Consider the following 22,231-nt stretch of genomic DNA (forward strand, 5'->3'; position numbering starts at 1 on the left):
GTCACTTTAGGAAAATTAACACCCCCGTGATATCTTTCCCAAGGATTGGCGCATACTTTGTAATTAAAGCTTCCTTGATTGAGTCCTTAAGAATCATCTGCCCCTTGTCATCATCCATTCTGGGAGTAACCCCATGGCATCCAGTAGCACCCAACACACCCAAGACTATCAAAAAGCGGTTGCCGCTTATGTGCAAGGTAACTACGAAGAAGCGGCCAAAATCACTGACCAATTGGTGGGCACCCGACCGAACGATCCCAACCTACGGCTGCTGCGGGGGCACATATACTGCTGCCAACAACGCTACAGCGAGGCTCAAGAGCAGTACCATGCGGTTCTCAATGCCACAACGGATCCAGAATTGATCAATCTGGCCAACGAGAGCCTTACCAAGATTAAGGATTTGATTCCCGCTGCCGAACCTGCTAAGAACGGAGGCGAAGAATACCACACCACCCTGCAAGGAGATCACACCCAACTTCAGGGGGACAATACCTTTTTGCAAACTACCCCACCCCCTGTGGAACCCCAAGCCGCGAACCCCTCAGAGGAATTGAGTCTTGAACACTTTGATGATTTTGGTAGCGATTTAGGGACAAGCAATCCCTTTGACGATCTCGAGGTTGCCGGCATTGAGGAAGAAGTTGGCGCCAGTTTAGAACAGGGTACTTTTAACCCCTTCGACGCAGATGCAGCGGTTCAGGATCCCTTTGCCTTTTCGGCTAATTCTTTGGAGGAGCTAGTCGCGGACATTCCAGAAATTCCCATCGGCGAATCCGTGCAGCCCCTAGGTACAGGGCCCGTCAGTGATGATGATATCACAATGCTCATGGGAAGTTCTCCTTTGACCCCGTCCGAACCGGCCAAACCTATTTTTGATGGTGAGACATCAGAAAGTACGGCGGCTCCTTTTCAAGAAATGACGCCGCCCTCCCTAGAAACATTTGATGATCCCTTTGCCGCTGAAGTGGCAGTGTCTGAAGAGAGTCTCTTTGGGGGGCTTACAGAATCGGGAGAAGCCAACGTCGTTCCTGAAGTCTCTACCTCTGCCGCTGGTATCAGTGATTTGTTGACCAATGAGACGGCAGATGCCATTGAATTGTTGCCGCAGCCCGAATTAAGTTCTTCTGATGCGGCTGAGGAGGAAGACGATCTCTTTGGTGGCTTCTCAGCTTCTCTTGAGGCTTTTGAAACCCCAGATATTGTGGCAGAACCCCTGTCTCCTGAGGCCTTTAACCCCGCTACCTTTGAGGATGAGCAAACGATCGCTATGTCTGAGTTTCCCGCACGCGAAACCGTTGCCGAAGACCCGAGGGCACCAGCGATCGCGCAAGGGGAAGCTAGCTCTGGTGGTGCTGAACCCTTTGAATCCATTGCCGACTTTGACCTAGAGGATCTCTCCTTTGGCAATGCAGATTTCTCCGGTGCGGGATTTGATGATGAAATGACCATGGCCAATCCCCAAGTGCATGGCATGGGGGATGTTGGATCAGAGGGCACCGTGATGACCGATGCCGGCACCGAGACCTTTGCAGTTTTACCGGATGAATTTGATCTCAGCCAGCAAAGTCTTGACGACTTGGCCGATTTTAGCCTCGACCTGAGCCAAAGCACCGCCAGCCGCACTGAAACCCCAACCCCTCCAGCAAGTCACGATCTCTCAGCCTTTACCGAGCAAGTACCCGTTGCAGCACCCGTGGCTACTGCGCCAACACCTTCTCATCGTCCTAGTTCTGTGGCTGGAACAGTCCCAGCAACTTCAACGGCCACAAGTTCCTTTGGCCAGCAAAACATTACCTCAGCCATAACCACCGGTGTGCTTTCCGCCTTAGCTGCGGGTGCTGTCAGTTTAGGCTTTAATGCCCCCGGCCCTGGGCCTTTGGTGAGTGGTACTGCCGCCGGTCTCACCGCCGGGGTGGCCGTCTATGCCATGGGGCAGCGTAGCGTCAGCCGCATCAAGCGCTTCTGTACGGATTTGCAGGCACAGTGTAATGCCGTGATTGCCGGTGATATGACGGCGCGGGTGCCGGTCACCAGTAGCGATGAACTGGGACTCTTGGCACAAAGCTTTAACCAAATGACGGATACCATCCAGCAGATTACTGCTGATGCCCAGAAAAAAGCAGAGGAAAACGAACGGCAGCGGGATGATTTACAGCGCCAAGTGATCCGACTCCTCGATGATGTCGAGGGTGCCGCCCGAGGTGACCTGACCGTACAAGCGGAAGTGACAGCGGACGTGCTCGGCGCCGTGGCCGACTCCTTTAACCTGACGATTCACAACCTGCGGACGATTGTGCAACAGGTGAAAATTGCCGCCCAGCAGGTGAGTCGCGGTGCCGCAGAAAACGAAACCTTTGCCCGTAGTCTCTCAGCAGATGCTCTGCGGCAAGCGGAGGAGCTAGCGGTCACCCTGAACTCGGTGCAGATGATGACCAATGCGATTCAGCGGGTGGCTGAAAGTGCCCAAGAAGCCAATGAGGTGGCACGCAAGGCTTCAGAAACAGCCCTCCGTGGCGGTGAGGCGGTGGAACGCACGGTGGCGGGTATTTTGCAAATTCGGGAAACGGTGGCCGAGACCACCCGCAAGGTGAAGCGCCTAGCGGAATCTTCCCAAGAGATTGCCAAGATTGTCGGTGTGATCTCGTCGATCGCCAACCGCACGAACCTGTTGGCCTTGAACGCCAGTATTGAGGCCGCACGAGCTGGGGAAGCAGGTCGGGGTTTTGCGGTGGTCGCCGATGAGGTGCGCCAACTGGCAGACCGGGCAGCCAAAGCCTCGAAAGAAATTGAGCAGATTGTGTTGCAAATTCAAAGTGAAACCGGCGCGGTGATGACCGCCATGGAAGAAGGGACCCAGCAGGTGATTGAAGGGACGAAGCGGGCTGAACAGGCCAAGCACTCCCTTGAGGACATCATTCAAGTGTCGTCGCAAATTGATACCCTTGTGCGCTCGATTACTAACGCTACGGTCGAACAAACAGAATCGGCGCGAGCCATGGCTCAGGTGATGCAATCCATTGAGTTGACAGCGCAAGCCACTTCTCAGGAGGCACAGCGGGTGTCTGACTCGTTGCAAGGTCTAGTGAGTGTGGCACGCAACTTGCAAGCATCCGTGGAACGGTTCCGCGTTGAAAATACTGAAGATCAAGCCTAAGCAATCCGGGAGGGGGCTATGCAGAGCGATCAACAAAAGCGTATTCTTGGTTACTTCATTGAGGAGGCGCAGGAACACCTGACCACCATTGAAGATAGTTTGATGAATCTCCAGCAGGTGGTCAATGACCCTGAGGCGATGAGTGAAATGTTTCGGGCGGCGCACTCCGTCAAAGGGGGGGCGGCCATGCTCGGACTCCACAGCATTCAGCACACCGCCCACAAGCTAGAGGACTACTTCAAAATCCTGCGGGAACACCCCGTAACGGTGGATGAAACCCTAGAGCAATTGTTTTTGCAAGCCTTTGATGCGCTGCGGGAACTCCTCGATGAATTGCAAGGCCCCTTTGGTTTGACGGAGGAAACAGCAACGGCAACGCTGAATCGGGTGGAACCAGTCTTCAATCAACTGCAAGCCCACTTGAACCACCTGACCCAAGGAGCAGAGGCGGCGCCCCCTGTGACTGCCCCTTCTCCCCCCGTGGCCGAACCCGTTAAGCCACCGGTACAACCCGTTGCTGATTCGAGTTACCGTTTAGTCTTTCAAACGGAGGTGCCCGATCGCCTGCGGGCAATGTTGCAACTCTTTAAGCAGCCCGATTCGCCCCAAGTGCGGCAAGAATTGGCGGAGGCCTGTTCTAATTTGGGTCAGTTGGGAGAAACCTTTGCGCTGCCCCAGTGGGTTGAATTGCTGGCGATCGCCCAACAGGCGGTGAGTAACACAGCTCAGCCCCTCACGGCTTTGGCACCGGTGGTGATCAAAGAGATTATGGCGGCTCGCGACTTGGTGCTCAATGGTCAAGGCAGTGCGATTCGTCCCAGTGACAGTTTAGTGGCGCTTCAGCCGCCTGTGATTGAGGAAGCTCCGGCTGTTATTCCAGAAGAGCCAGAGCCTGCGGTCTTAGAATCAGCTCCCATGACCCTTGAGGAACCACTGCAACCCCCTGCAATGGCCTCTGAGGTTGCTCCGCCAGAGGTGAGTGGGCCTGAAGAGGAGGTTTCTGAGCCGAGGGAGCCAATGAGCAGCGATGGCCATGGTGTCACTGTTTTTGGCGAGGAGAGTGGGGCTGATTTCCAAGAATTGAGTGACATTTTTGGTGATGCCACGGCACTGCCGACGGACTGGCTGGAGGACACCCTTAAGGAGGATTTGGCCAGTTTAGGGCTGGGGGATGAAGCGGCCTTTGATGAGGAGATTTCCGACTTTTTGAACAGGACCGCTGCTGAGGAGTTGCCTGAGGCAGAACCTAGCCTTGATGCCATCCTCGATGAAATTGAAGAACTCTCTGGTGAGCTGGTCTCTACGGAGGTGGAGGAAGCATCCCTCGATGACCTCATGCCGCCAGCGATCGCTGAAAGTATGGCTGAGGCCCTTGAGGCGCCCTTGACACTTGACAGTCCTACTGAGGAAAATGCAGCCACAGCACCTGCCGAACTTGGTCTGGATGCATTCCTTGAACAATTCACCGAGGAAGCCCCCTCAGAGAGGGCTGCTCTTGATGAGGCAGTTGCTTCCCTAGAAGACTTTTTGGGTGAGGTGGAAACCACCGAAGCTCCCGATCTGGTTCCCCTAGAAGAGGACTTTGAGATCCCTGCTCTGAGTGATGTTGCTGAGGATGTGGCTGAGTTCCTCGAAGAAGTGCCGGGTCTCAACGATGTCCTAGAAAACTTGGTTGTGGATAATGCGGCGGAAGAAGCCCTCGCGGAATTTATTGCCCCGCCAAGCACTGATGATCCTTGGGCAGAAACGCTATCCGCCTTGGAGGCGCCGGCGATCCCTGAGCCAAGTACGCCTGAAGTCACAGCGGCAAATATCGCTGAAACCGAACCACGAGCAGAGGAGGTTATACCCGCTCCTGAGACTGCCAGCATTGCCGAGCGAGAATCCCTCATGGAAGAGTCCCTACCCTCTCCTGAGGCTGCGACCGTTGCTGAATCTGAAGCACTGGCGGAGGAATCTCTAGCCTCCCCTGAAGCTGCCAGCATGGCTGAACTGGAAGCGCTGGTAAATGATGCCACTGTGCCTGCTAGCCCCGAAAGTGTCCTAGAGGAACTGGAGGGGTTGATTGAGCAAAGTGCAACGAGTACAACCCCACCCCAGGCTGCCACGTTCAACGAATTGGATCAGCTTTTAGAGACGGCGGCACCACCTACAGCGGCCTTTGAGGATCTCGAGCAACTCTTGGGGCCAGCCACCCCTGCGGCACCCGCCACCGCTGATGATAGTTTTGCCGATTTAGAGAAATTAATTCCCCAACCCGCAGGGAGTAGTGCGAAGGCGGCCACCCCTCGACGAGCCGGGGCAGGGGCAAAAAGCGGCTCCTTGGTGGAACAAACCATGCGCGTACCGGTGCGCCACCTCGACACCCTGAGTAACCTCGTTGGGGAGTTGGTGGTCAACCGCAATAGCCTCGAAGACACTCAAGAACGCCTGCGGCAGTTTCTCGATAACCTGCTCTACAAAGTCCAACAACTGGGAGATGTCAGCCAACAGATGCAAGACCTCTACGAGCGATCGCTCCTTGAGAGTTCACTGTTGGGCGTAACAACAGCACGGGCAGCCAACGGTCAAGGAGAACGGGGAACCCACGCCACGGGAGTCGAGTTTGATGCCTTGGAAATGGATCGCTTTACTGGCTTCCACACCCTCTCTCAGGAGGTGATTGAGCGGATCGTGCGGGTGCGGGAGGCAGCGGATGATATCCAGTACGTGATTGATGAAATGGAGCAGGTGGCACGGCAGTTTCGTCAAGTTACCACCCAAGTCCAAGAGGGCTTGAGCCGCTCACGAATGGTCCCCTTCCGTGAAATGTCTTCCCGCTTACCGGGCGCCGTGCGCCGCGTTGCCAGTACCATCGGCAAACAGGTGGAACTGAAGATTGAAGGGGAAGATACCCTCATTGACAAGGGCATCCTCGAAAAGCTCTTTGACCCAATGACCCACCTAATCAATAACGCTGTCTATCACGGCATTGAAGCCCCCGAAGAGCGGCGGCGATTGGGCAAACCTGAAAAAGGCCTGATTCGCGTGCGGGCGTTCTATCAAGGGAGTCAAGCGATTATCTCCGTCAGTGACGATGGGGCAGGGATTGATCCAGAACGGGTAAAACGCAAGGCGATCGAGAAGGGTCTCCTGAAGGAGGCTGATGCTCCTAATCTCTCGCGTCAAGAGGTCTATGCCTTTCTCTTCCAATCGGGATTTAGCACCAAAGATCAAGCGGATGCCCTTGCCGGTCGCGGTGTGGGTATGGATGTGGTGCGCAAAAATCTTGAGGACATTCGCGGCACGATTAACATTGACTCTACGGTGGGCAAGGGGACCACATTTACCATCCGCTTGCCGCTGACGCTGAGCATTACCAAAGCCCTCTGCTGCATTGATAACCACTGCCGCATTGCCTTCCCCATTGACGGGGTGGAGGATATGTTGGATATTCCCCAAGAGCGCATCCAAACCTTAGAAGAGGGTCAGCGTGTCCTCCCGTGGCATGATCGCCTGCTGCCGGTGCGTAAACTCGGAGATTTGCTGACGTACAGCCGCAACATCAGCCGTAGCAATGTCTATGGCGGTAGCAACCAAGATGATGGCATGGTCTCGATTCTCGTGCTGCGCAGTGGCGATGATCTCGTGGCTATGGAGGTGGATCAGGTCATCGGCGAACAGGAAATCGTGATCAAACAGTTGTCGGGGCCGGTACCGAAGCCAGTGGGTGTGGCTGGAGTAACCGTCCAAGGGGATGGCCGCGCGATGGTGATCGCTGACGTGCTGGAAATTATTGACCTGTCCCTGGGACGCATGGATCGCGACTGGCGTGGGTTTGGCCACACTATGGATATTGTGGAACCCGAGGAAGCCTCTGAACCCTTGGTGCTGATCATCGACGACTCGATTACAGTGCGGGAGTTACTCTCGATGACCTTTACACGGGCAGGCTACCGCGTCGAGCAGGCACGAGATGGTCAAGATGCGTGGGAAAAACTGCGCTCTGGCTTGCCCTGTGACTTGGTCTTCTGCGACATTGAGATGCCCCGTATGGATGGCTTGGAGTTGCTCTCGCGGATTCAAAAGGATCCCAAACTCAACCATCTGCCGATCGCCATGCTGACCTCACGGGGCGCCGATCGCCACCGCAAGATGGCCGCACAACTGGGGGCACGGGGCTACTTTACGAAGCCCTATCTGGAAGAGCAATTACTGGATGCGGCAGCACGGCTCCTCAGGGGTGAAGTTCTTGTGCAGCAGGAGCCGACACCTACCCCATGATGAGTGAGCGATCGCCCGCCCTAGCAGACTTCCTTGCCCAACTTCCTTTTGAACTGGATGCCTTTCAAGAAGCGGCGATCACTGCCCTCGATGCCGGTCGCTCTGTAGTGGTCTGTGCTCCTACGGGGTCAGGTAAAACCCTCATTGGTGAGTATGCAATTCACCGTGCCCTGACGCGGCAGCAACGGGTTTTCTACACCACCCCCCTCAAGGCACTCTCGAACCAGAAGTGGCGTGACTTTCAGCAGCAGTTTGGCACGGAGCAAGTGGGTCTTTTGACCGGGGATGTCTCGATTAACCGCGATGCGCCGATTCTGGTGATGACGACGGAAATTTTCCGCAATATGCTCTACGGTACTCCCATTGGCGAAGTGGGTACCTCTCTTGCGGGGGTTGAAGTGGTGGTGCTCGATGAATGCCACTACATGAACGATCGCCAGCGGGGCACCGTTTGGGAAGAATCCATCATCTACTGCCCCAAGGAAATTCAACTAGTAGCCCTCTCCGCCACGATCGCCAACGGCGAGCAACTCACCGACTGGATTCAATTCGTCCATGGGGATGCTGAACTCATCTACTCCGACTGGCGACCAATTCCACTGCACTTTTACTTTTGCAATGGCAAGGGACTCTTCCCCCTCTTGGATGGCCAACGCAAACGCCTCAACCCAAAGCTTCACGGGCAGCCTGAACTGCGGCGACGCGGCGGCAAGCGGGACTTTTTGAGCATCCGCTACGTGGTCAGCCAACTGCAACAGCGGGAGATGCTGCCGGCCATTTACTTTATCTTTAGTCGGCGTGGCTGTGACCAGGCCGTTCAAGAGGTCTTGGGCATGAATCTCCTCACCAAGGCAGAACAGCAGGCACTGGCGGAGCGGGTCGAAGCCTTTTTGGCACAGCATCAGGACATTGTTGCCCCGGAAATGATTGCCCCCCTCTACCAAGGGATTGCCGCTCACCATGCCGGGGTGCTACCCGTGGTGAAAACCCTTGTGGAAACCCTCTTTCAGGAAGGCCTGATCAAACTCGTCTTTGCCACGGAAACGCTGGCCGCAGGGATCAATATGCCCGCGCGCACCACTGTTATTTCTACCCTCTCGAAGCGCACTGACAGTGGTCATCGGCTCTTGACAGCCTCGGAGTTTCTGCAAATGGCAGGGCGAGCCGGCCGCCGGGGCATGGATACGGTGGGTCATGTGGTTACCTTGCAAACCCCCTTTGAGGGCGCCCATGAGGCAGCGTTTTTGGCCACAGCCGCCCCGGATCCCCTAATTAGCCAATTTACCCCCAGCTATGGCATGGTCTTGAACCTGCTCCAACGCCACACCCTTGAAGAAGCGCGGGAATTGGTGGAGCGCAGTTTTGGGCAGTATTTGGCCACATTGCAACTGACACCGCAGCGGCAGGCGATCGCCCAACTGGAAACGGAACTGCAAACCGTGCAACAACGCCTTGCGGGCATTGATCGGCAGCAACTGGCGCAGTATCAAAAGCTGCGGGAACGACTGCGGCAGGATCAACGGCTTCTGAAAATCCTGGAACAGCAGGCGGAGCAGGAACGTGCCCAAGAACTCCTCCCTTTTATGATGGCAGTGCCGCCGGGGACGTGGCTCCATATCAAGTCCCCGCTGCGAGATCATCCCCCCTTAGCCGCCGTCCTCTGCCAGCCCGTTGCTGGTGCCGGGCAGTTGCCCCACTGGCTGTGCCTTGCGGCCGATGGTCGCTTTCGGGTCGTTGGCATTGATGACATTTTGGCTGTCTATCCCGATCGCCCCGCCTGTAGTAATCTCCCCCCGCCCCCAGAGGCGATGAAACTGCGCCTAGGGGAAAGTTATCCTTGCAATGAGGCGAATCACTACCTCGGTACTCTCCCGGATCTACCACCCGTCTTAGCCGCGCCGGCAGTGGCTGCCCAAGCCGCTAAAATCGCTGACCTTGAGGCAAAACTGAGCCAACTGCAAGGGAGTCTGCCGCAAAATGTCCACTCGCTGCTACGTCTAGTGCGTCGTGAAGAACGGCTACAAACGGAACTGCGCGATCGCCAGCACAAGCTCCATCAACAGTCCCAACGCCACTGGGAGCAATTTCTTGCCCTCATTGCTGCACTGCAAGAGTTTGGTGGCCTCAATGATCTAACCCCTACCCCCCTTGGGGAAATGGCCGCTGCGCTGCGGGGAGAGAACGAACTTTGGTTGGCCTTGGCCTTAGCCTCTGGCGAACTCGATGACTTGCCCCCCCACCTCTTGGCGGCGGCGATCGCGGCTCTAGTGACTGAAACGCCCCGTTCCGACAGTTGGTGCAACTACCCCATTCCCAGTGAAGTAGAAGAACGCCTTGCCGCCCTTAGTCCAATTCGCCGGCGGCTGTTTCAGGTGCAGCGCCGCCATCACATTATTTTCCCCCTCTGGTACGAGTGGGATCTCATTGGCCTGGTGGAGCAGTGGGCCTTGGGCACGCCGTGGAATGAATTGTGCGCTCAAACCAATCTCGATGCCGGCGATATTGTGCGGTTACTGCGGCGCACCCTCGATTTTCTTTCCCAGATTCCCCATGCGCCCCACACCCCTCCCCAACTGCGCCAAAGTGCCCAGCAGGCACGCTACCTCCTGGATCGCTTCCCCGTGAATGACTTGCTAGAAGGGGTGGAGCTAGAGGCGGCAACCGTATAGTTTGAATCGTCACAAGAAGTGGCTCAGGCGGGATTTGAACCTGCGACCTTGGGCTTATGAGTCCCCTGCTCTAACCACTGAGCTACTGAGCCGAAATTTTTGCGTAATTTTTATTATAACGCGAATGTCCCAAAACTCAAGGCTCGGCCCGCAGATTGAAGTCGAGTTCGCCGTACAATAAAGAGTGGATCCATTAGAGGAAAGATAGGCGTTGAGCAAAGCAGAACGCACGGCTCTTGACAACAAGCTATCGCAGCGATTTATTCATCTCGATCCGGCAGGGTATTTCATTATCTACATTGATCCTGAGCAAGAGCTGATCTGGATGAAACATTATCCCAATGACATCAATGAGAAGGGCTTAGCGGTGGATCCCGATACCGGGGAACCCATTCCCACCCGAGGGAAAGTAACACGGGAACCAGATCTAGTACTCAGCGGTCGAACAGCCAAGGAGTTATGTATTGAACTCTTTGAAAAGGATCGCCAACTGGTGACGATGTTTGACCATGCGGCCTATCTCGGTCGTGAATTGATGCGGGCACAGTTTTGTTTGGATGAAGGGCTTGAGTATATCCAAGATTAGGCAACACTGGCGCTGGGGGGTAGGGGCAGTTCTTTTGATGCTCTGTGCCCTAGTGGGTGCAGCCTTAGCAGCGATCGCCACCCCAGACTTGAGCGGTACCGTCGATGTTTTGCCCTTGAATGCCCAGTTGGGAGCGCAAATCTATCTGCGCCGCTGTGGCAGTTGTCACCTCGCAGTGCCCCCGGAAGCATTACCCACTCAGGCATGGCAGGTGCTGATTCAAGATACCAATCACTATGGCGCAACTCTTGAACCCATTCCCCGCCCAGAGTTGGTTCCCCTGTGGAACTATTTGCGCACCTATTCTCGACCCCTGCCGAACGATGCCCAAATTCCCTTTCGCGTCGGGCGATCGCCCTTCTTTGGCATCCTCCATCCCCGTGTTGCGGTGCCGCAGCCCGTCACCCTCGATGGTTGTGCTCAATGTCATCCCAAGGCTACCCTCTTTAACTTTCGTGAGCTAAGTCCGCAGTGGCTGGATTCCCCCTAGAATGTTTAGGGATGGTGAATTTCCCACCGCCCCATGTCTTCTAGCTCCTCCCATCGCTATTCTCCCCGTGTTCAACGCATGATGATGCGCCGCCGCTGGCTACAGCAAGAGTCGTGGACGGTTGTGGCACTCCTCCTCTGGGGAATGTTGTTTCTCCAATATTGGTTGCAGGGGCGACTGGGGTTACTGATCCACCCCAACTACTTTGGACTGGCGATCGCCGCTGGGTTTCTTTTAGTCGCTGTGAGTGGTTGGCAAGGGTGGCGGTTGTGGCGGGGTCAAGTGACACCTGTGCAGCATGTTGCGCTCTTACCGGCTCGTTGGACGCTCAGTGTCCTGATTTTCGCGGCAGTCATGGGGTTAGTGATGACGCCCCGTCCTTTCAATAGTGCCACGGCCATTCATCGCGGTCTCGAGGATGGCTTGACCGTGACCCGCAATAGTCCAGTGGCCTTTCGCCTCAATCAACGGCCTGAGGAGCGCACGCTCATTGACTGGATTCGCACCCTGGATGTCTATCCCGAACCCGATGCCTATAGGGGGTTGCCCGCTCGCATTGAGGGATTTGCTGTCCATAGTCCCCAACTGCCAGAGACTTATCTCACGCTCACCCGTTTTGTCATTACCTGTTGTGCAGCAGATGCCTATCCTGTGGGACTGCCTGTGAAATTGGGGCGATCGCGCCAAGCCTATCCTCAAGATCAGTGGTTTCGCGTTGAAGGTCGGATGACCACAGAAACCCTCAACGACCGCCGCCAATTGGTATTGGTTGCTGAGACGATAACGCCAATTCCTGAGCCTGAAAATCCCTTTATGTACTAAGGCAATGCTGTTTCACTTGATTCACGCCCCCTACTGGCTTGTCTTGGGCATGGGGGTCTTGCTCTTTTTGACAGTAATATTTGGTGATGTGGGCGATGAAGAGGTCGAGTTAGAGGGAGATGCCGATCCCTTGGAAGTGGAAGTCGATCTAGAAGAGGGCATCCCATTTCTGACAATTTTGCATTGGTTGGGGGTGGGGAGAGCGCCCCTCATTCTCTTGCTCGCCTTGGACCTTAGCCTTTTGGGCGTGCTGGGCTGGTTTTTTAATATCCTCTTTTACACACTGAGTGGCGGTTGGCCGGGGGTGGTGTGGTCTGGGGTGATTGCGATCGCGGCACTGCTGTTGGCGCTCACAACTGGAGGTCTGTGTTCGCGGCCTTTGGGGCAAATTTTTGCGCAGTTTAGTGAAGATACCACTCGCGATCGCCTGCTGGGGTGCACTGGCCACGTCAGTTCTGCCCATATTCCCCGCAGTGGTACTGGTATTGGCCAAGTGAGTGTTTTGGATGCCAATCGCAATCGGCTGATTCTGCCGGCGGTGCTGCCCCCTTGGGCAACGGTCACCCCCCACCATGGTCAGGAAATTTTAATTATCGATCGCCAAGAGAATGAGTACATCGTCGTGGCCAAAGACAGCTTGGATGAAGCCACATGGTTACGCCAGCAGCGGCAATCTTAGATTCAAGATAGCGAAGAGTTCCATTCTCCTGATCGCAATTCCCCCTACCACTAAGCTGCGCTATAGCGGTATGTTCCAGATGGGCGGTGAGGGACTCGAACCCCCGACAGCCTCGGTGTAAACGAGATACTCTACCAACTGAGTTAACCGCCCAAGTTCCAGAGTATTTATCATAGCAAAGGTATAGCCGGTTTCTAACACAACGGTACACAAAGGGGGTAGAAGCCTGTCCTACAAAAGTTTAAACCTTTCAAGCCCGTTCAATCCCCGTGAAAAGTTACGTCAACATGGGTCATCTCTTGCGAAGAAAATCCGCTAGGATCAACGTGTCGAGACGTGCAAGGAACGCCCTATGGGAGCAGCAACAGCAGCCAGTGGTCAACGGCTACGCAACTTTGTGATTGCTGTTGTCGCCATTCTCATGAGTCTTGCCCTATTGGCGGGTTTACGCAGTAGCAATCAACCCCTCACCCTCGCCGAGCAAGCCCGCCAGGCCACCCCTTGGGAGGAGGCTCAAGTCAATGGCAAGCCGACACTTTTAGAATTTTATGCCAACTGGTGCAGCACCTGTCGCTCGATGGCCAAGGATTTGGGGGAATTAAAGGCGCAATATCGCGATCGCCTGAACTTCGTCATGCTGAATGTGGACAACACCAAGTGGCTACCGGAAATTGAGCAATTTAATGTGGATGGCATTCCCCACTTTGTCTTTCTGAATCGGCAATTGGAACCCCAAGCAGTGGCGATCGGCCTCCAGCCCAAGGAAGTGATGGCCAAAAATCTTGAAGCCCTCAGCAATAACCTCCCCTTGCCCTATGGTCAACTGACGGGTGAAATGTCCCAACTCACGGGTCCCTTCGCCCGCCAACGCAGTGATGATCCCCGCAGCCATGGGGGCTAGGCTGTGGACCCCCAAGATGACGTGCGTCAAGTTTATGAAGAGACGCAAGCACGGATGGCAGAGCTTTACCGTGAGTACGAGCAGATCAAAGCCACCCAAGCACGGTTAAAAGGACGTAATCAGGCTGCACTAGATCAAGAGCGCGATCGCCTGCAACAGGAACTGCGGCGACTGGAGGCGGAGTTTGGCCTCACACTGCTTTTTCATCTGGGAGAGGCGGCACGGGAACGCTGGCAGGAAATTCTCGCCCAAGAAAGTTTTTGGCAATTTGTTCGCTTTGCGGGCTTGGGGTTTGTCCTTGGCCTCCTCGTTAAGAGCCTGATGGGCTAATCCTTAAGGCAGTTTGCCAGAGTCCGGGGCGGGAATCGGGAATGGGCATCGCGCCAACGGTCTTCGCATAAAACGCCTCTGAGGAGACCCACCCAATAACGGCATAGCCATAGCCAGCGCTGCGCATTTGAGCCAAGGTGAGCTGCAAGAGAAGGCGACCAATGCCCCGCCCTCGGTGAGGTTCTGCCACAGCCATCGGCCCAAACAGTCCCAAGGCGGCTGCATCGTAGCAGGCAAAGCCAAGTAGATCCCCCTCCTGCACCGCAATCAGTCCCCGCGGCGGTCTCTGGCTTAAGGCAATGGCCACTTCACTGCGCCAACTGGCCCTAAAGCGATCGCCCACCCACTGGATAATCCAATCCACTTCTGATCCCAAGGGCTGCCGATAGTGAATCCCCTGCTGTTGATGCGCCACCACGGCCGGCCAGTCCACCACGAGATCGTAGAGCTTAACCAGCATATCGGTCATTGGCTGTTTTCCTGTCTTTCCTAGCGGCTCAGACTGACAAGCGGACGTTGCAGTGCCTGCATCAACTCGTCAAATTGATCGGGGGTGAGGGATTGAGCACCATCGGAGAGCGCCTTGGCTGGATTGGGGTGTACCTCAATCATCAGGGCATCGGCGCCTGCGGCGACAGCGGCTTTGGCCATTGCTGGCACAAATTCTGCCCAGCCGGTGCCATGACTAGGGTCAATCATAATCGGCAGATGGGTGAGCTTGCGCAGTACGGGAATCGCTGCCAAATCCAAGGTATTGCGGGTATATTCGCGGTCAAAGGTACGGATGCCCCGCTCACAGAGAATCACATTGGGGTTTCCTGCCGCCAAAATATACTCCGCAGCCATCAGCCATTCCTCAATCGTGGCGGACATTCCCCGTTTCAGGAGGACGGGTTTGGATTGGGCACCCACGCGCTTCAGGAGAGAAAAGTTTTGCATATTGCGGGCACCAATTTGCAGCACATCGGCCACTTCGGCAATTTTTTCTAGATCCGCTGCATCCATCACTTCGGTAATAATGCCCAAGCCAGTTTTAGCTTTCGCTGCCGCCAACAGATCAAGGGCACTTTCGCCGTGACCTTGGAAGGCATAGGGAGAAGTACGAGGTTTGTAGGCACCGCCGCGCAGGAATTTGGCACCCGCGGCTTTCACCCGCTGCGCCGTTTCAATGATCATGGCCTCATTCTCAACCGAGCAAGGCCCCGCCACAACCACCACCTCATGGCCTTCGCCGAAAATGACCTCCCCATTAGGGGTTGGCACCACCACCTCGCTAGGTTCACCGTGGCGATATTCGCGACTCGCCCGCTGGAAGGGCTGTTCAACCCGCAGAACGTGCTCAATCCAAGGGCTAATTTCTTGAATCCGTAGGGGATCGAGTTCCGCTGTTTCCCCAACAAGGCCGATAACTACCTTATGCTTGCCTACAATTTTTTCGGGGGTGAGTCCCCAAGTGCACATCTCGGCGCTGACCCGTTCAACTTCTTCACTGGGGGTGCCACTTTTAAGAACGATAATCATCGGCTTGCTGATCCCAAATTTTCCGCTTAGGGTTTAATTGTATTTTGCCAAATGGGTTCGATTCTGCCTATGTTCCGTCGTTCCCCCGCCCTGCGATTTCTCATTTCCCTTGCGATCGCCACCATAGTAGTGGTGTCCCTCTGGGGCGTGATGATCGGTTCAATCTCCAGTGGTGATCCACCTTTGAATCTCAGCCAAGCGGTGTCCATTGACGACCCACGATTTGATCCCCCAGCAGAATCAGCTCCTCCTTCACCAGAGCCTCCCCCTTTACCCCTGCAACGCAGTGACGGCGCTGATTATGATCGCCTCTTTGCCCAAGTGCGCCAAGTCCATCAGCAGTGTTCCTTTGCTCCGCCGTGGTACAGCGTGCCCGCCAATCCCACCAATTTTGGCGATCGCTTCCGTACGGATATTCGCGGCCAAGTATTGAACAACGCTCCCCTGGTTGTTTTGCATGAAACAGCAGCGTCTGCCCAATCAGCACTCGACTTTTTTCAAACCCCCCATCCGCGCGATGAGGATCAGGCCAGCTACCATGAATTGATTACCCTCAGGGGCTGGATCCTGCACTTAGTGCCTTGGTCCAAACGTGCCTATGGAGCGGGCAACTCCGCCTTTGGGAGCGAAACGGTACAGACCAATCCCCGCCTTGCCTCTTCCGTCAATAATTTTGCCCTCCACTTTTCCCTAGAAACACCGCCCCAAGGTTGGCACAATGGTTGGCAGCACGCCGGCTATAACGATGCCCAGTACCGTGCCTTGGCGTGGCTAGTGGCACAAACCGGAATTGACCCGCAGCGAATTACAACCCATGCGGCTGTTGATCGCTCTGGGGAACGCCAGGATCCGCGTAGCTTTGATTGGGCTAAGTTGAATCGCTATTTGCAGCTCTATCGCGATCGCCCCTGTGGGGATATCCCCAGCTAGAAGTAGCGATCCAAGAATGTCTCTAGGGATTCAAAGGAGAGTTGAAAATAGGTTTGGGCACGTTCAATTTCACTGGCAGGGCAAAGACTTTCATAGGCCAACAGTGTTCGCAGCGTCCCCAGACTAGCCTCCAAATCGCGACTCATCACGCCGAGAAACTGGCGGGCACCATCAATGACACTGAGGGGCAGTGTCATCACAAAGGGGCGTTTATTGAAAAAGCGACCGAGGCGATCGGCAATCTCTTGGCGGGTGAAGACCTCTGGATGCGCCAAGCTAAAAATAGCTGGCTGACTGGCTTGACTAGCAATGAGAATACAGCGGGCTAAATCCTCGGGACTCAGCAGTTGCAGGCGGTGATGTGGTTCCCCAAGGACAATGTAAACCCCCGTCTGCTGAAAGCGCTCCGCAAGGGGCAGCAAACTGGACATAAGGGTGGGACAGCGGAAAATAGCGTAGTTGAGACCACTCCTGATGAGCACCTGCTCGACTTCGTACTTGGCTTTGAGAAAAGGAGACTGCTGGCGATCGCCCGTCACCGCCAAAGGAGAAATCAGTGTTACATGGCGCACTCCCTGCTCCTGAGCTGCTTGAATCACATCCAACGTGGCACGGTAGTCAATCGCCTGAATGGTACGGCTGAGTAACTGACTACCATGGCAGCAAATCACTGCCTCCACCCCCTCCATGGCAGCCTGAATATCCCGGGGCTGTTGCAAATCGCCAATGAAGATCTCAGCACCCCATTCCTTGAGGAGATCGTATTGGCTCGTTAGGCGTACAAACGCCCGTACCGGTAGCTCCAACGTGATACAGCGGTGCACCACCCGCAAACCCAATTGTCCTGTGGCACCCGTGACCAAGTACATGAAGCGGAACGATTAAGGGATTCTTGTCTCAGCGTGCCCTAGGGAGACCCACAATGCAAGACTCTTGAAGGATATGCAGGGGGGGAATACGCTAACCTAAGGAATACCCTTGAGAATCTTCATAAGAACTCTGCGCCGCATGACCCTTGACTTTTTCGCTGCTCAGCACCTGAGCCATGAGCTGTTTGCTGCCCTGAAACCGACAGAGGCACTTTTCGTTGAAATTGCCAGTGAATCCAGCCAGTTTATTCGCTTCAATCGGGCGCGGGTTCGTCAAATTGGCACTGTAGAAGATACGGTGGTGACACTGCGGTTGCAATCGCAGCAACGGACGGCTAGCACCTCTTTTCCTTGGACGGGGACGACGGATCTAGCGGCTGCCCTAGACCACTTAGCGCAATTGCGCTCCGAAACTGTGCAACTTCCTGTGGATCCTTACCTTGTGCCACCAACGGATACAGGTTCCATTCAGGATACCTACCTTGGCCACTTACCTGACCCTGACACCGTTGTAGAAACCATTCTGACACCGGTTGAAGGCCTTGATTTTGTCGGCATTTACAGTGGCGGCACGATCGCGCGTGGGAGCTTTAACTCCGCTGGACAGGAACACTGGTTTGCCACGGAAACCTTTTGCTTGGACTACTCCCTCTTTACGGCCGCGGGTAAGGCGGTGAAACATAGCTACGCCAGTACCCATTGGGACAATGCCACCTATCAAGCTCAAATTGAGCGCGATCGCCAGCAACTCGCACAATTGGCACAGCCTCCCCATCCGTTAGCACCGGGACGCTATCGCACCTACTTTGCCCCAGCGGCTGTGGCCGAGCTAGTGGGTATGCTCTCTTGGGGGGCCGTGAGTGAAGCGGCCTATCGCCAAGGCGGTAGTGCCCTTGCCAAGTTACGGGAAGGGGTCACCTTATCCCCCCTTTTCAGTTTGCAGGAGGACTTTACGACGGGGACAGTCCCCCGCTTTAATGCCGATGGCGATATTGCGCCCCCTCACCTATCATTGATCGAGCGCGGGGAATTGCAAACGTTGCTCATTAGTCGGCGCACAGCTCAGGAATACAACCTGGTGGCCAATGGCGCCAACCGTCAAGAAACCCTGCGATCGCCCCTCCTCTTGCCCGGCACACTGCCAGAGCAGGAAGTGCTTGCTGCCCTCGATACGGGTCTCTATGTGGGCAATTTACACTACCTCAACTGGAGCGATCGCCCCAATGGACGAATGACGGGGATGACCCGCTACGCCTGTTTTTGGGTAGAGCAAGGCAAAATTGTTGCACCCATTACCGATCTGCGGTTTGATGACAGCCTTTATGAGTTTTGGGGCAGTAACCTTGAGGCCCTAACCGACACCCCCGTTTGGATTGCCAATACGGACACCTATGAACGGCGCTCCCTTGGCGGTACGACGGTGCCGGGGATGCTCGTCAAGGCCTTTCAGTTTACGCTCTAGGCTACTCAGCAGTAGCCAATTCAGTACTGCCGCGCTGTTTGCGACGAGTCAGCGTATTAAAGAGCAACTGCCCAATCGCTTTGATCAGGTTGCCCTCCAGTTCTTGGAAGAGCTTCATGTTCATGCCAAAAGCGGCATTGGCCTCATCTACAATCCGCTCCGCCGTTGCCTCATCCACCGCCAGTTCATCCAAGCGCTGGCGATAGAGTTGCTTAAAGGCCTTTTCGTCACTAATGGAGTCAAAGCGATAAAAGGCGGTGCCTTCGCCGTCTTGAAGATTCATCGCCCGCTCAGCAATCCCTTTGAGGATTTGGCCGCCGGAAAGATCGCCAAGGTATCGGGTGTAGGAGTGGGCCACCAACAGTTCTGGGGCCGTATTGGCCACTTCGTGGATGCGGGCAACATAGGCCTGCGTGGCTGGTGAGGGGGTAATTTCTTCCCGCCAATGGGAACCAAAGTAGTAGGTCAGATCTCGCTCGAGGCTGTTCTTGCGGTTCAGCTCCGGAAAGTAAATTTTGCCAACAATGGGATGGTCTTTGAGCCGTTCCATCTCCTGTTCCATGGCACTGTAAACGTGATAGAGGCTGGCAACGAGTTTGCGGTAGGAGCTTTTTTCCACGGTGCCTTTGAGGAAGCAGCGTACAAAGCCAACGTTCTCAGCCATGGTGTGGGCTTTTTTGGTGCCTTCGCGCAATTTCGTCGCTAGAGACGTCGTCATCACGAGATCCTTCTTAAAAATTTGCAACGTTTTGTTTCTAAAAACGACCGTCAGAGCAGTCTATTTCTCAGGCTAAGGGCAAATGACACCTTTTTTCATTAAGAATCATTAAGGCGATCGCGAGCCGCCGCGAGGGCTTGGCGCACCTGATCAAACCCCGTGCCCCCATAGCTATTGCGGGCAGCCACCACCTGTCGCGGTGCAATCCGTTCGTAAATATCCGCTGCAAAGGCGGGGTGCAGGTCTTGCCATTCTTCAAGGCTGAGGTCTTTGAGGAATTTCCCTTGAGCGAGACAGGTTTTCACCACTTGCCCCACCAAGTTATAGGCCTCACGGAAGGGCACCCCCTTGCTGGCCAAGTAATCGGCCACATCAGTGGCATTGGCAAAATCTTGGGCAACTGCCGCTGCCAAGCGTTCGGGTTGAAACACCACCCCCTCTGCCATCAGGATCGTCATCGCCTCTAAGCAGGCACGGACAGTATCAACGGCATCGAAAAGGGCTTCTTTATCTTCTTGGAGGTCCTTGTTATAGGCCAAGGGCAGCCCCTTCATGATCACCAAGAGAGCTTGCAAATGGCCAAAGACCCGCCCCGTTTTCCCCCGCACCAACTCCGGCACATCGGGATTTTTCTTTTGGGGCATGATGCTAGAACCCGTGGCACAGGTATCGGTGAGCTTGACAAAGGCAAACTCTTCAGAGGCCCACAGAATGATCTCCTCCGAGAGCCGCGATAGATGCACCATGATTAAGCTAGCGGCACAGAGAAATTCAATGGCAAAATCGCGATCACTGACGGCATCGAGGCTGTTGCGATAGGGTTCGCGAAAACCCAACAACTCCGCTGTGTAGTGGCGATCGATGGGAAACGTCGTGCCCGCCAGTGCCCCAGCCCCCAAGGGAGAGACATTCACCCGCTCGCGAATTTGCCGCAGTCGCTCCCTGTCCCGCTCTGCCATTTCCACATAGGCCAGCAGATGGTGAGCCAAGCTCAGGGGTTGTGCCCGTTGCAGGTGGGTGTAACCGGGGATGAGCGTTTCCACATGGGATTCTGCTAAGTCCAAAAGAGTGCGCTGCCACTGCCGCAGTTGTTGAAGAATGTGGTCAATTTCTGAGCGCAGGTAAAGGCGAATATCAGTGCCCACCTGATCGTTGCGCGATCGCGCCGTGTGGAGTTTCTTACCCACATCCCCAACCAATTCTGTGAGGCGGCGTTCGACGGCAAAGTGAACATCCTCCGCTTCAATACCGGGGGTAAACTGGCCCTCTCGGTATTCTTGGCGAATTTGCTCTAGGCCTTGGATCAGCGTTTCCGCTTCCTCAGGGGAAATAATTCCCGTTTTTGCCAGCATGCGGGCATGGGCTTGGGAGCCGCTGAGGTCGTATTCAATGAGGCGAATGTCAAAACCAATACTGGCGTTAAAGCGGGCGATCGCCGGATGGAGGGCTTGTTCAAAGCGCTGGCTCCAAGGCTGGGGTTGGGCACTCACAGGCAGTTCTCAGGGCTAAAAATTCAGGAGCTTGCCAAAGATCCAGCCAAGGGCTAGACCAATGATCAGTGCCCACAGTTGACCCGAATCAACAAAGTTTGCCCACGCCTTAGAAACGTCTTCCCCCAACGTGTCTTTGAATTTTTGTGCCACGACAATCTGCGGCTCAATCGTCATTTGGCTGGCAATAAAGTAGTTCGGTGCAGTATTCATAGCCATTGGCGGAAACGCAACTCAAGTTTATCCTAGCGGAGGCGGGGGCGATCGCCAACCAGTATGACAGCACTAAGGATTAAAAGACATATTTTGTAAGCACTCAAGAAGAACACAGCGATCGCGCCCCTGTTGCTTGGCCTGATAAAGGGCGGCATCAGCAATGGCAAAAATCTCCGTTAAGGTGCTCTGACTTTCCTGGGCAGCGATAAAGCACAACCCACCACTGACGGTTATGTAGGGATGGTGCGCCGTCTCCGCTTGGGGAATTTTCAGTTCTCGAACATGATGGAGGATTCGTTCAACAATCTGTAGAGCCGTGTCGGCAGAGACATGGGAGAGCACAAGGGCAAACTCCTCACCGCCGTAGCGAGCAACGATATCGTTGGAGCGCAGATGGGCTTTAAGGTTTTGAGCCACCTGTTGTAGGGCGCGATCGCCCGCTAAGTGACCGTAGCAATCGTTATAGGCCTTAAAGTCATCAATATCAATGAGAGCTAGTGTCAAAGCATGGCCTTGGTCTTGAGCCTGCTGCCAGAGCTGATTCAATGCTGTGTCAAAAAAGCGACGATTGCCTAACCCCGTTAAGGGATCCAGTTCCGCAAGGATCTGTAGATGCTGTTTTTCCTGCTCTAGGGCTTGTTGGCGTCGTTGCAATTCCGTCACAAGGGCAATTTGTCGAGCCAGCTCCGTGTGTAGTTGCTGCAACTGGGCAGCGAGTAACTGCTGATTGTGACAAACGCTAGGAACAATCCGCGTCAAAATTGCAGGTTCATCATCGAGATTGACACCAATGCCTTCAATCACCCACTGATCCGTTTCAGGCTTCGGAATCGGAAAAGGGGCAGCCAACATCTGGGCATTGCCTTGGCACAACTTTAACCATGCCTGTACCTGCTCCTGCAATTGTTGGAGCAGCGCTGCCAGGGATTTACCCATCAATTCTTGGGCATCCTGTTGCCAAAAGAGCGAGGCACCATCGTTGATGGCCAGAATTTCACCACTACTATTCACGATCGCGATCGGCTCAGGGAAAAGACGAATATATTCAGCAAGTGTGCTCCTCATTTGAAGTCTGCCCCTCATTTATTTTTTGAAGTCTATTAAAATTATGTTTGTACTAATAAGAAA

The 22,231-nt window shown here is 54.9% G+C and carries 18 protein-coding genes and 2 tRNA genes; 11 read left to right on the plus strand and 9 right to left on the minus strand.

Annotation, left to right across the window (positions count from 1 at the left end):
- The first annotated feature begins 133 nt into the window (after positions 1-133).
- Genes IGQ15_RS08980 through IGQ15_RS08990 form a run of 3 tightly spaced genes read left to right on the plus strand, consistent with a single transcriptional unit; the run spans position 134 to position 10,089 of the window.
- Positions 134-3,157 carry a methyl-accepting chemotaxis protein gene (locus IGQ15_RS08980; RefSeq protein WP_297050987.1) on the plus strand — a complete coding sequence of 1,008 codons (3,024 nt, stop codon included), beginning with the start codon at positions 134-136 and terminating at the stop codon, positions 3,155-3,157.
- An 18-nt stretch (positions 3,158-3,175) separates the two neighbouring features.
- On the plus strand, positions 3,176-7,420 hold the full coding sequence (locus IGQ15_RS08985) for a response regulator (RefSeq protein ID WP_297050988.1): 4,245 nt from the start codon (positions 3,176-3,178) through the stop codon (positions 7,418-7,420).
- The gene (locus IGQ15_RS08990; protein ID WP_297051023.1) at positions 7,420-10,089 is read left to right on the plus strand and encodes a DEAD/DEAH box helicase; all 2,670 of its coding nucleotides are present in this window, start codon (positions 7,420-7,422) and stop codon (positions 10,087-10,089) included. The genes IGQ15_RS08985 and IGQ15_RS08990 overlap by 1 nt, the downstream gene beginning before the upstream one ends.
- A gap of 19 nt (positions 10,090-10,108) precedes the next feature.
- Here the strand turns inward: IGQ15_RS08990 and IGQ15_RS08995 are convergent.
- Positions 10,109-10,181: transfer RNA gene (locus IGQ15_RS08995), tRNA-Met, on the minus strand.
- Positions 10,182-10,300: 119 nt separating this feature from the next.
- On the opposite strand from IGQ15_RS08995, the gene IGQ15_RS09000 reads away from it, so the two are divergent.
- From IGQ15_RS09000 to IGQ15_RS09015, 4 genes are read left to right on the plus strand one after another with little or no spacing between them, the layout of a single operon-like run.
- Positions 10,301-10,675, plus strand: a complete 375-nt coding sequence (locus IGQ15_RS09000; RefSeq protein WP_297050990.1) for a DUF4346 domain-containing protein — start codon at positions 10,301-10,303, stop codon at positions 10,673-10,675.
- 37 nt (positions 10,676-10,712) lie between these two features.
- Positions 10,713-11,165 carry a cytochrome C gene (locus IGQ15_RS09005; RefSeq protein ID WP_297050994.1) on the plus strand — a complete coding sequence of 151 codons (453 nt, stop codon included), beginning with the start codon at positions 10,713-10,715 and terminating at the stop codon, positions 11,163-11,165.
- 33 nt (positions 11,166-11,198) lie between these two features.
- Positions 11,199-11,987 (plus strand): TIGR03943 family protein, encoded by a 789-nt coding sequence (locus IGQ15_RS09010; RefSeq protein ID WP_297050995.1) that lies wholly within the window; start codon positions 11,199-11,201, stop codon positions 11,985-11,987.
- Positions 11,988-11,991: 4 nt separating this feature from the next.
- Complete coding sequence (locus IGQ15_RS09015; RefSeq protein WP_297050997.1) at positions 11,992-12,666, plus strand: OB-fold-containig protein; 675 nt, start codon at positions 11,992-11,994, stop codon at positions 12,664-12,666.
- 80 nt (positions 12,667-12,746) lie between these two features.
- Here IGQ15_RS09015 and IGQ15_RS09020 read toward each other — a convergent pair.
- Positions 12,747-12,819, minus strand: a tRNA-Val gene (locus IGQ15_RS09020).
- 199 nt (positions 12,820-13,018) lie between these two features.
- On the opposite strand from IGQ15_RS09020, the gene IGQ15_RS09025 reads away from it, so the two are divergent.
- Positions 13,019-13,567 carry a thioredoxin family protein gene (locus IGQ15_RS09025; protein ID WP_297050999.1) on the plus strand — a complete coding sequence of 183 codons (549 nt, stop codon included), beginning with the start codon at positions 13,019-13,021 and terminating at the stop codon, positions 13,565-13,567.
- Between the two features lie 3 nt (positions 13,568-13,570).
- Positions 13,571-13,897 carry a hypothetical protein gene (locus IGQ15_RS09030; RefSeq protein ID WP_297051001.1) on the plus strand — a complete coding sequence of 109 codons (327 nt, stop codon included), beginning with the start codon at positions 13,571-13,573 and terminating at the stop codon, positions 13,895-13,897.
- Here the strand turns inward: IGQ15_RS09030 and IGQ15_RS09035 are convergent.
- Both IGQ15_RS09035 and aroF read right to left on the minus strand, forming a co-directional pair.
- Positions 13,878-14,366, minus strand: a complete 489-nt coding sequence (locus tag IGQ15_RS09035; protein ID WP_297051003.1) for a GNAT family N-acetyltransferase — start codon at positions 14,364-14,366, stop codon at positions 13,878-13,880. The genes IGQ15_RS09030 and IGQ15_RS09035 overlap by 20 nt on opposite strands.
- A 20-nt stretch (positions 14,367-14,386) precedes the next feature.
- Positions 14,387-15,418: a 3-deoxy-7-phosphoheptulonate synthase gene (aroF, locus tag IGQ15_RS09040; protein WP_297051005.1), complete on the minus strand. Its 1,032-nt coding sequence runs from the start codon at positions 15,416-15,418 to the stop codon at positions 14,387-14,389.
- A gap of 69 nt (positions 15,419-15,487) precedes the next feature.
- Between aroF and IGQ15_RS09045 the strand changes: the two genes are divergently transcribed.
- Entirely contained in the window at positions 15,488-16,348 is an 861-nt protein-coding gene (locus IGQ15_RS09045; RefSeq protein ID WP_297051007.1) for a peptidoglycan recognition family protein, read from the plus strand.
- Here the strand turns inward: IGQ15_RS09045 and IGQ15_RS09050 are convergent.
- Positions 16,345-17,217: an NAD(P)H-binding protein gene (locus tag IGQ15_RS09050; RefSeq protein WP_297051009.1), complete on the minus strand. Its 873-nt coding sequence runs from the start codon at positions 17,215-17,217 to the stop codon at positions 16,345-16,347. The two genes, IGQ15_RS09045 and IGQ15_RS09050, sit on opposite strands and share 4 nt — an antisense overlap.
- A gap of 139 nt (positions 17,218-17,356) precedes the next feature.
- Here IGQ15_RS09050 and IGQ15_RS09055 point away from each other — a divergent pair, with 139 nt between their 5' ends.
- Positions 17,357-18,679 carry a TldD/PmbA family protein gene (locus IGQ15_RS09055; RefSeq protein WP_297051011.1) on the plus strand — a complete coding sequence of 441 codons (1,323 nt, stop codon included), beginning with the start codon at positions 17,357-17,359 and terminating at the stop codon, positions 18,677-18,679.
- Position 18,680: 1 nt separating this feature from the next.
- Here the strand turns inward: IGQ15_RS09055 and IGQ15_RS09060 are convergent, their stop codons facing one another.
- From IGQ15_RS09060 to IGQ15_RS09075, 4 genes are all read right to left on the minus strand, one after another.
- Entirely contained in the window at positions 18,681-19,397 is a 717-nt protein-coding gene (locus tag IGQ15_RS09060; protein WP_297051013.1) for a heme oxygenase (biliverdin-producing), read from the minus strand.
- A 98-nt stretch (positions 19,398-19,495) separates the two neighbouring features.
- Complete coding sequence (gene argH / locus IGQ15_RS09065) at positions 19,496-20,887, minus strand: argininosuccinate lyase (RefSeq protein WP_297051015.1); 1,392 nt, start codon at positions 20,885-20,887, stop codon at positions 19,496-19,498.
- Between the two features lie 15 nt (positions 20,888-20,902).
- Positions 20,903-21,100 carry a hypothetical protein gene (locus tag IGQ15_RS09070; protein WP_297051017.1) on the minus strand — a complete coding sequence of 66 codons (198 nt, stop codon included), beginning with the start codon at positions 21,098-21,100 and terminating at the stop codon, positions 20,903-20,905.
- 72 nt (positions 21,101-21,172) lie between these two features.
- Positions 21,173-22,168, minus strand: a complete 996-nt coding sequence (locus IGQ15_RS09075; RefSeq protein WP_297051019.1) for a GGDEF domain-containing protein — start codon at positions 22,166-22,168, stop codon at positions 21,173-21,175.
- Positions 22,169-22,231: the final 63 nt, after the last annotated feature.

Source organism: Thermosynechococcus sp. M98_K2018_005 (assembly GCF_015295825.1).
Taxonomy (GTDB): domain Bacteria; phylum Cyanobacteriota; class Cyanobacteriia; order Thermosynechococcales; family Thermosynechococcaceae; genus Thermosynechococcus.

What these genes read in the sequence shown, in the direction of transcription:
- IGQ15_RS08980 (WP_297050987.1), top strand. Translation starts at nt 134, where the DNA reads ATGGCATCCAGTAGCACCCAACACACCCAAGACTATCAAAAAGCGGTT.
- IGQ15_RS08985 (WP_297050988.1), top strand. Translation starts at nt 3,176, where the DNA reads ATGCAGAGCGATCAACAAAAGCGTATTCTTGGTTACTTCATTGAGGAG.
- IGQ15_RS08990 (WP_297051023.1), top strand. Translation starts at nt 7,420, where the DNA reads ATGAGTGAGCGATCGCCCGCCCTAGCAGACTTCCTTGCCCAACTTCCT.
- IGQ15_RS09005 (WP_297050994.1), top strand. Translation starts at nt 10,713, where the DNA reads ATGCTCTGTGCCCTAGTGGGTGCAGCCTTAGCAGCGATCGCCACCCCA.
- IGQ15_RS09010 (WP_297050995.1), top strand. Translation starts at nt 11,199, where the DNA reads ATGTCTTCTAGCTCCTCCCATCGCTATTCTCCCCGTGTTCAACGCATG.
- IGQ15_RS09015 (WP_297050997.1), top strand. Translation starts at nt 11,992, where the DNA reads ATGCTGTTTCACTTGATTCACGCCCCCTACTGGCTTGTCTTGGGCATG.
- IGQ15_RS09025 (WP_297050999.1), top strand. Translation starts at nt 13,019, where the DNA reads ATGGGAGCAGCAACAGCAGCCAGTGGTCAACGGCTACGCAACTTTGTG.
- IGQ15_RS09035 (WP_297051003.1), bottom strand. Translation starts at nt 14,366, where the DNA reads ATGACCGATATGCTGGTTAAGCTCTACGATCTCGTGGTGGACTGGCCG.
- aroF (WP_297051005.1), bottom strand. Translation starts at nt 15,418, where the DNA reads ATGATTATCGTTCTTAAAAGTGGCACCCCCAGTGAAGAAGTTGAACGG.
- IGQ15_RS09045 (WP_297051007.1), top strand. Translation starts at nt 15,488, where the DNA reads ATGTTCCGTCGTTCCCCCGCCCTGCGATTTCTCATTTCCCTTGCGATC.
- IGQ15_RS09050 (WP_297051009.1), bottom strand. Translation starts at nt 17,217, where the DNA reads ATGTACTTGGTCACGGGTGCCACAGGACAATTGGGTTTGCGGGTGGTG.
- IGQ15_RS09055 (WP_297051011.1), top strand. Translation starts at nt 17,357, where the DNA reads ATGACCCTTGACTTTTTCGCTGCTCAGCACCTGAGCCATGAGCTGTTT.
- IGQ15_RS09060 (WP_297051013.1), bottom strand. Translation starts at nt 19,397, where the DNA reads ATGACGACGTCTCTAGCGACGAAATTGCGCGAAGGCACCAAAAAAGCC.
- IGQ15_RS09070 (WP_297051017.1), bottom strand. Translation starts at nt 21,100, where the DNA reads ATGAATACTGCACCGAACTACTTTATTGCCAGCCAAATGACGATTGAG.
- IGQ15_RS09075 (WP_297051019.1), bottom strand. Translation starts at nt 22,168, where the DNA reads ATGAGGAGCACACTTGCTGAATATATTCGTCTTTTCCCTGAGCCGATC.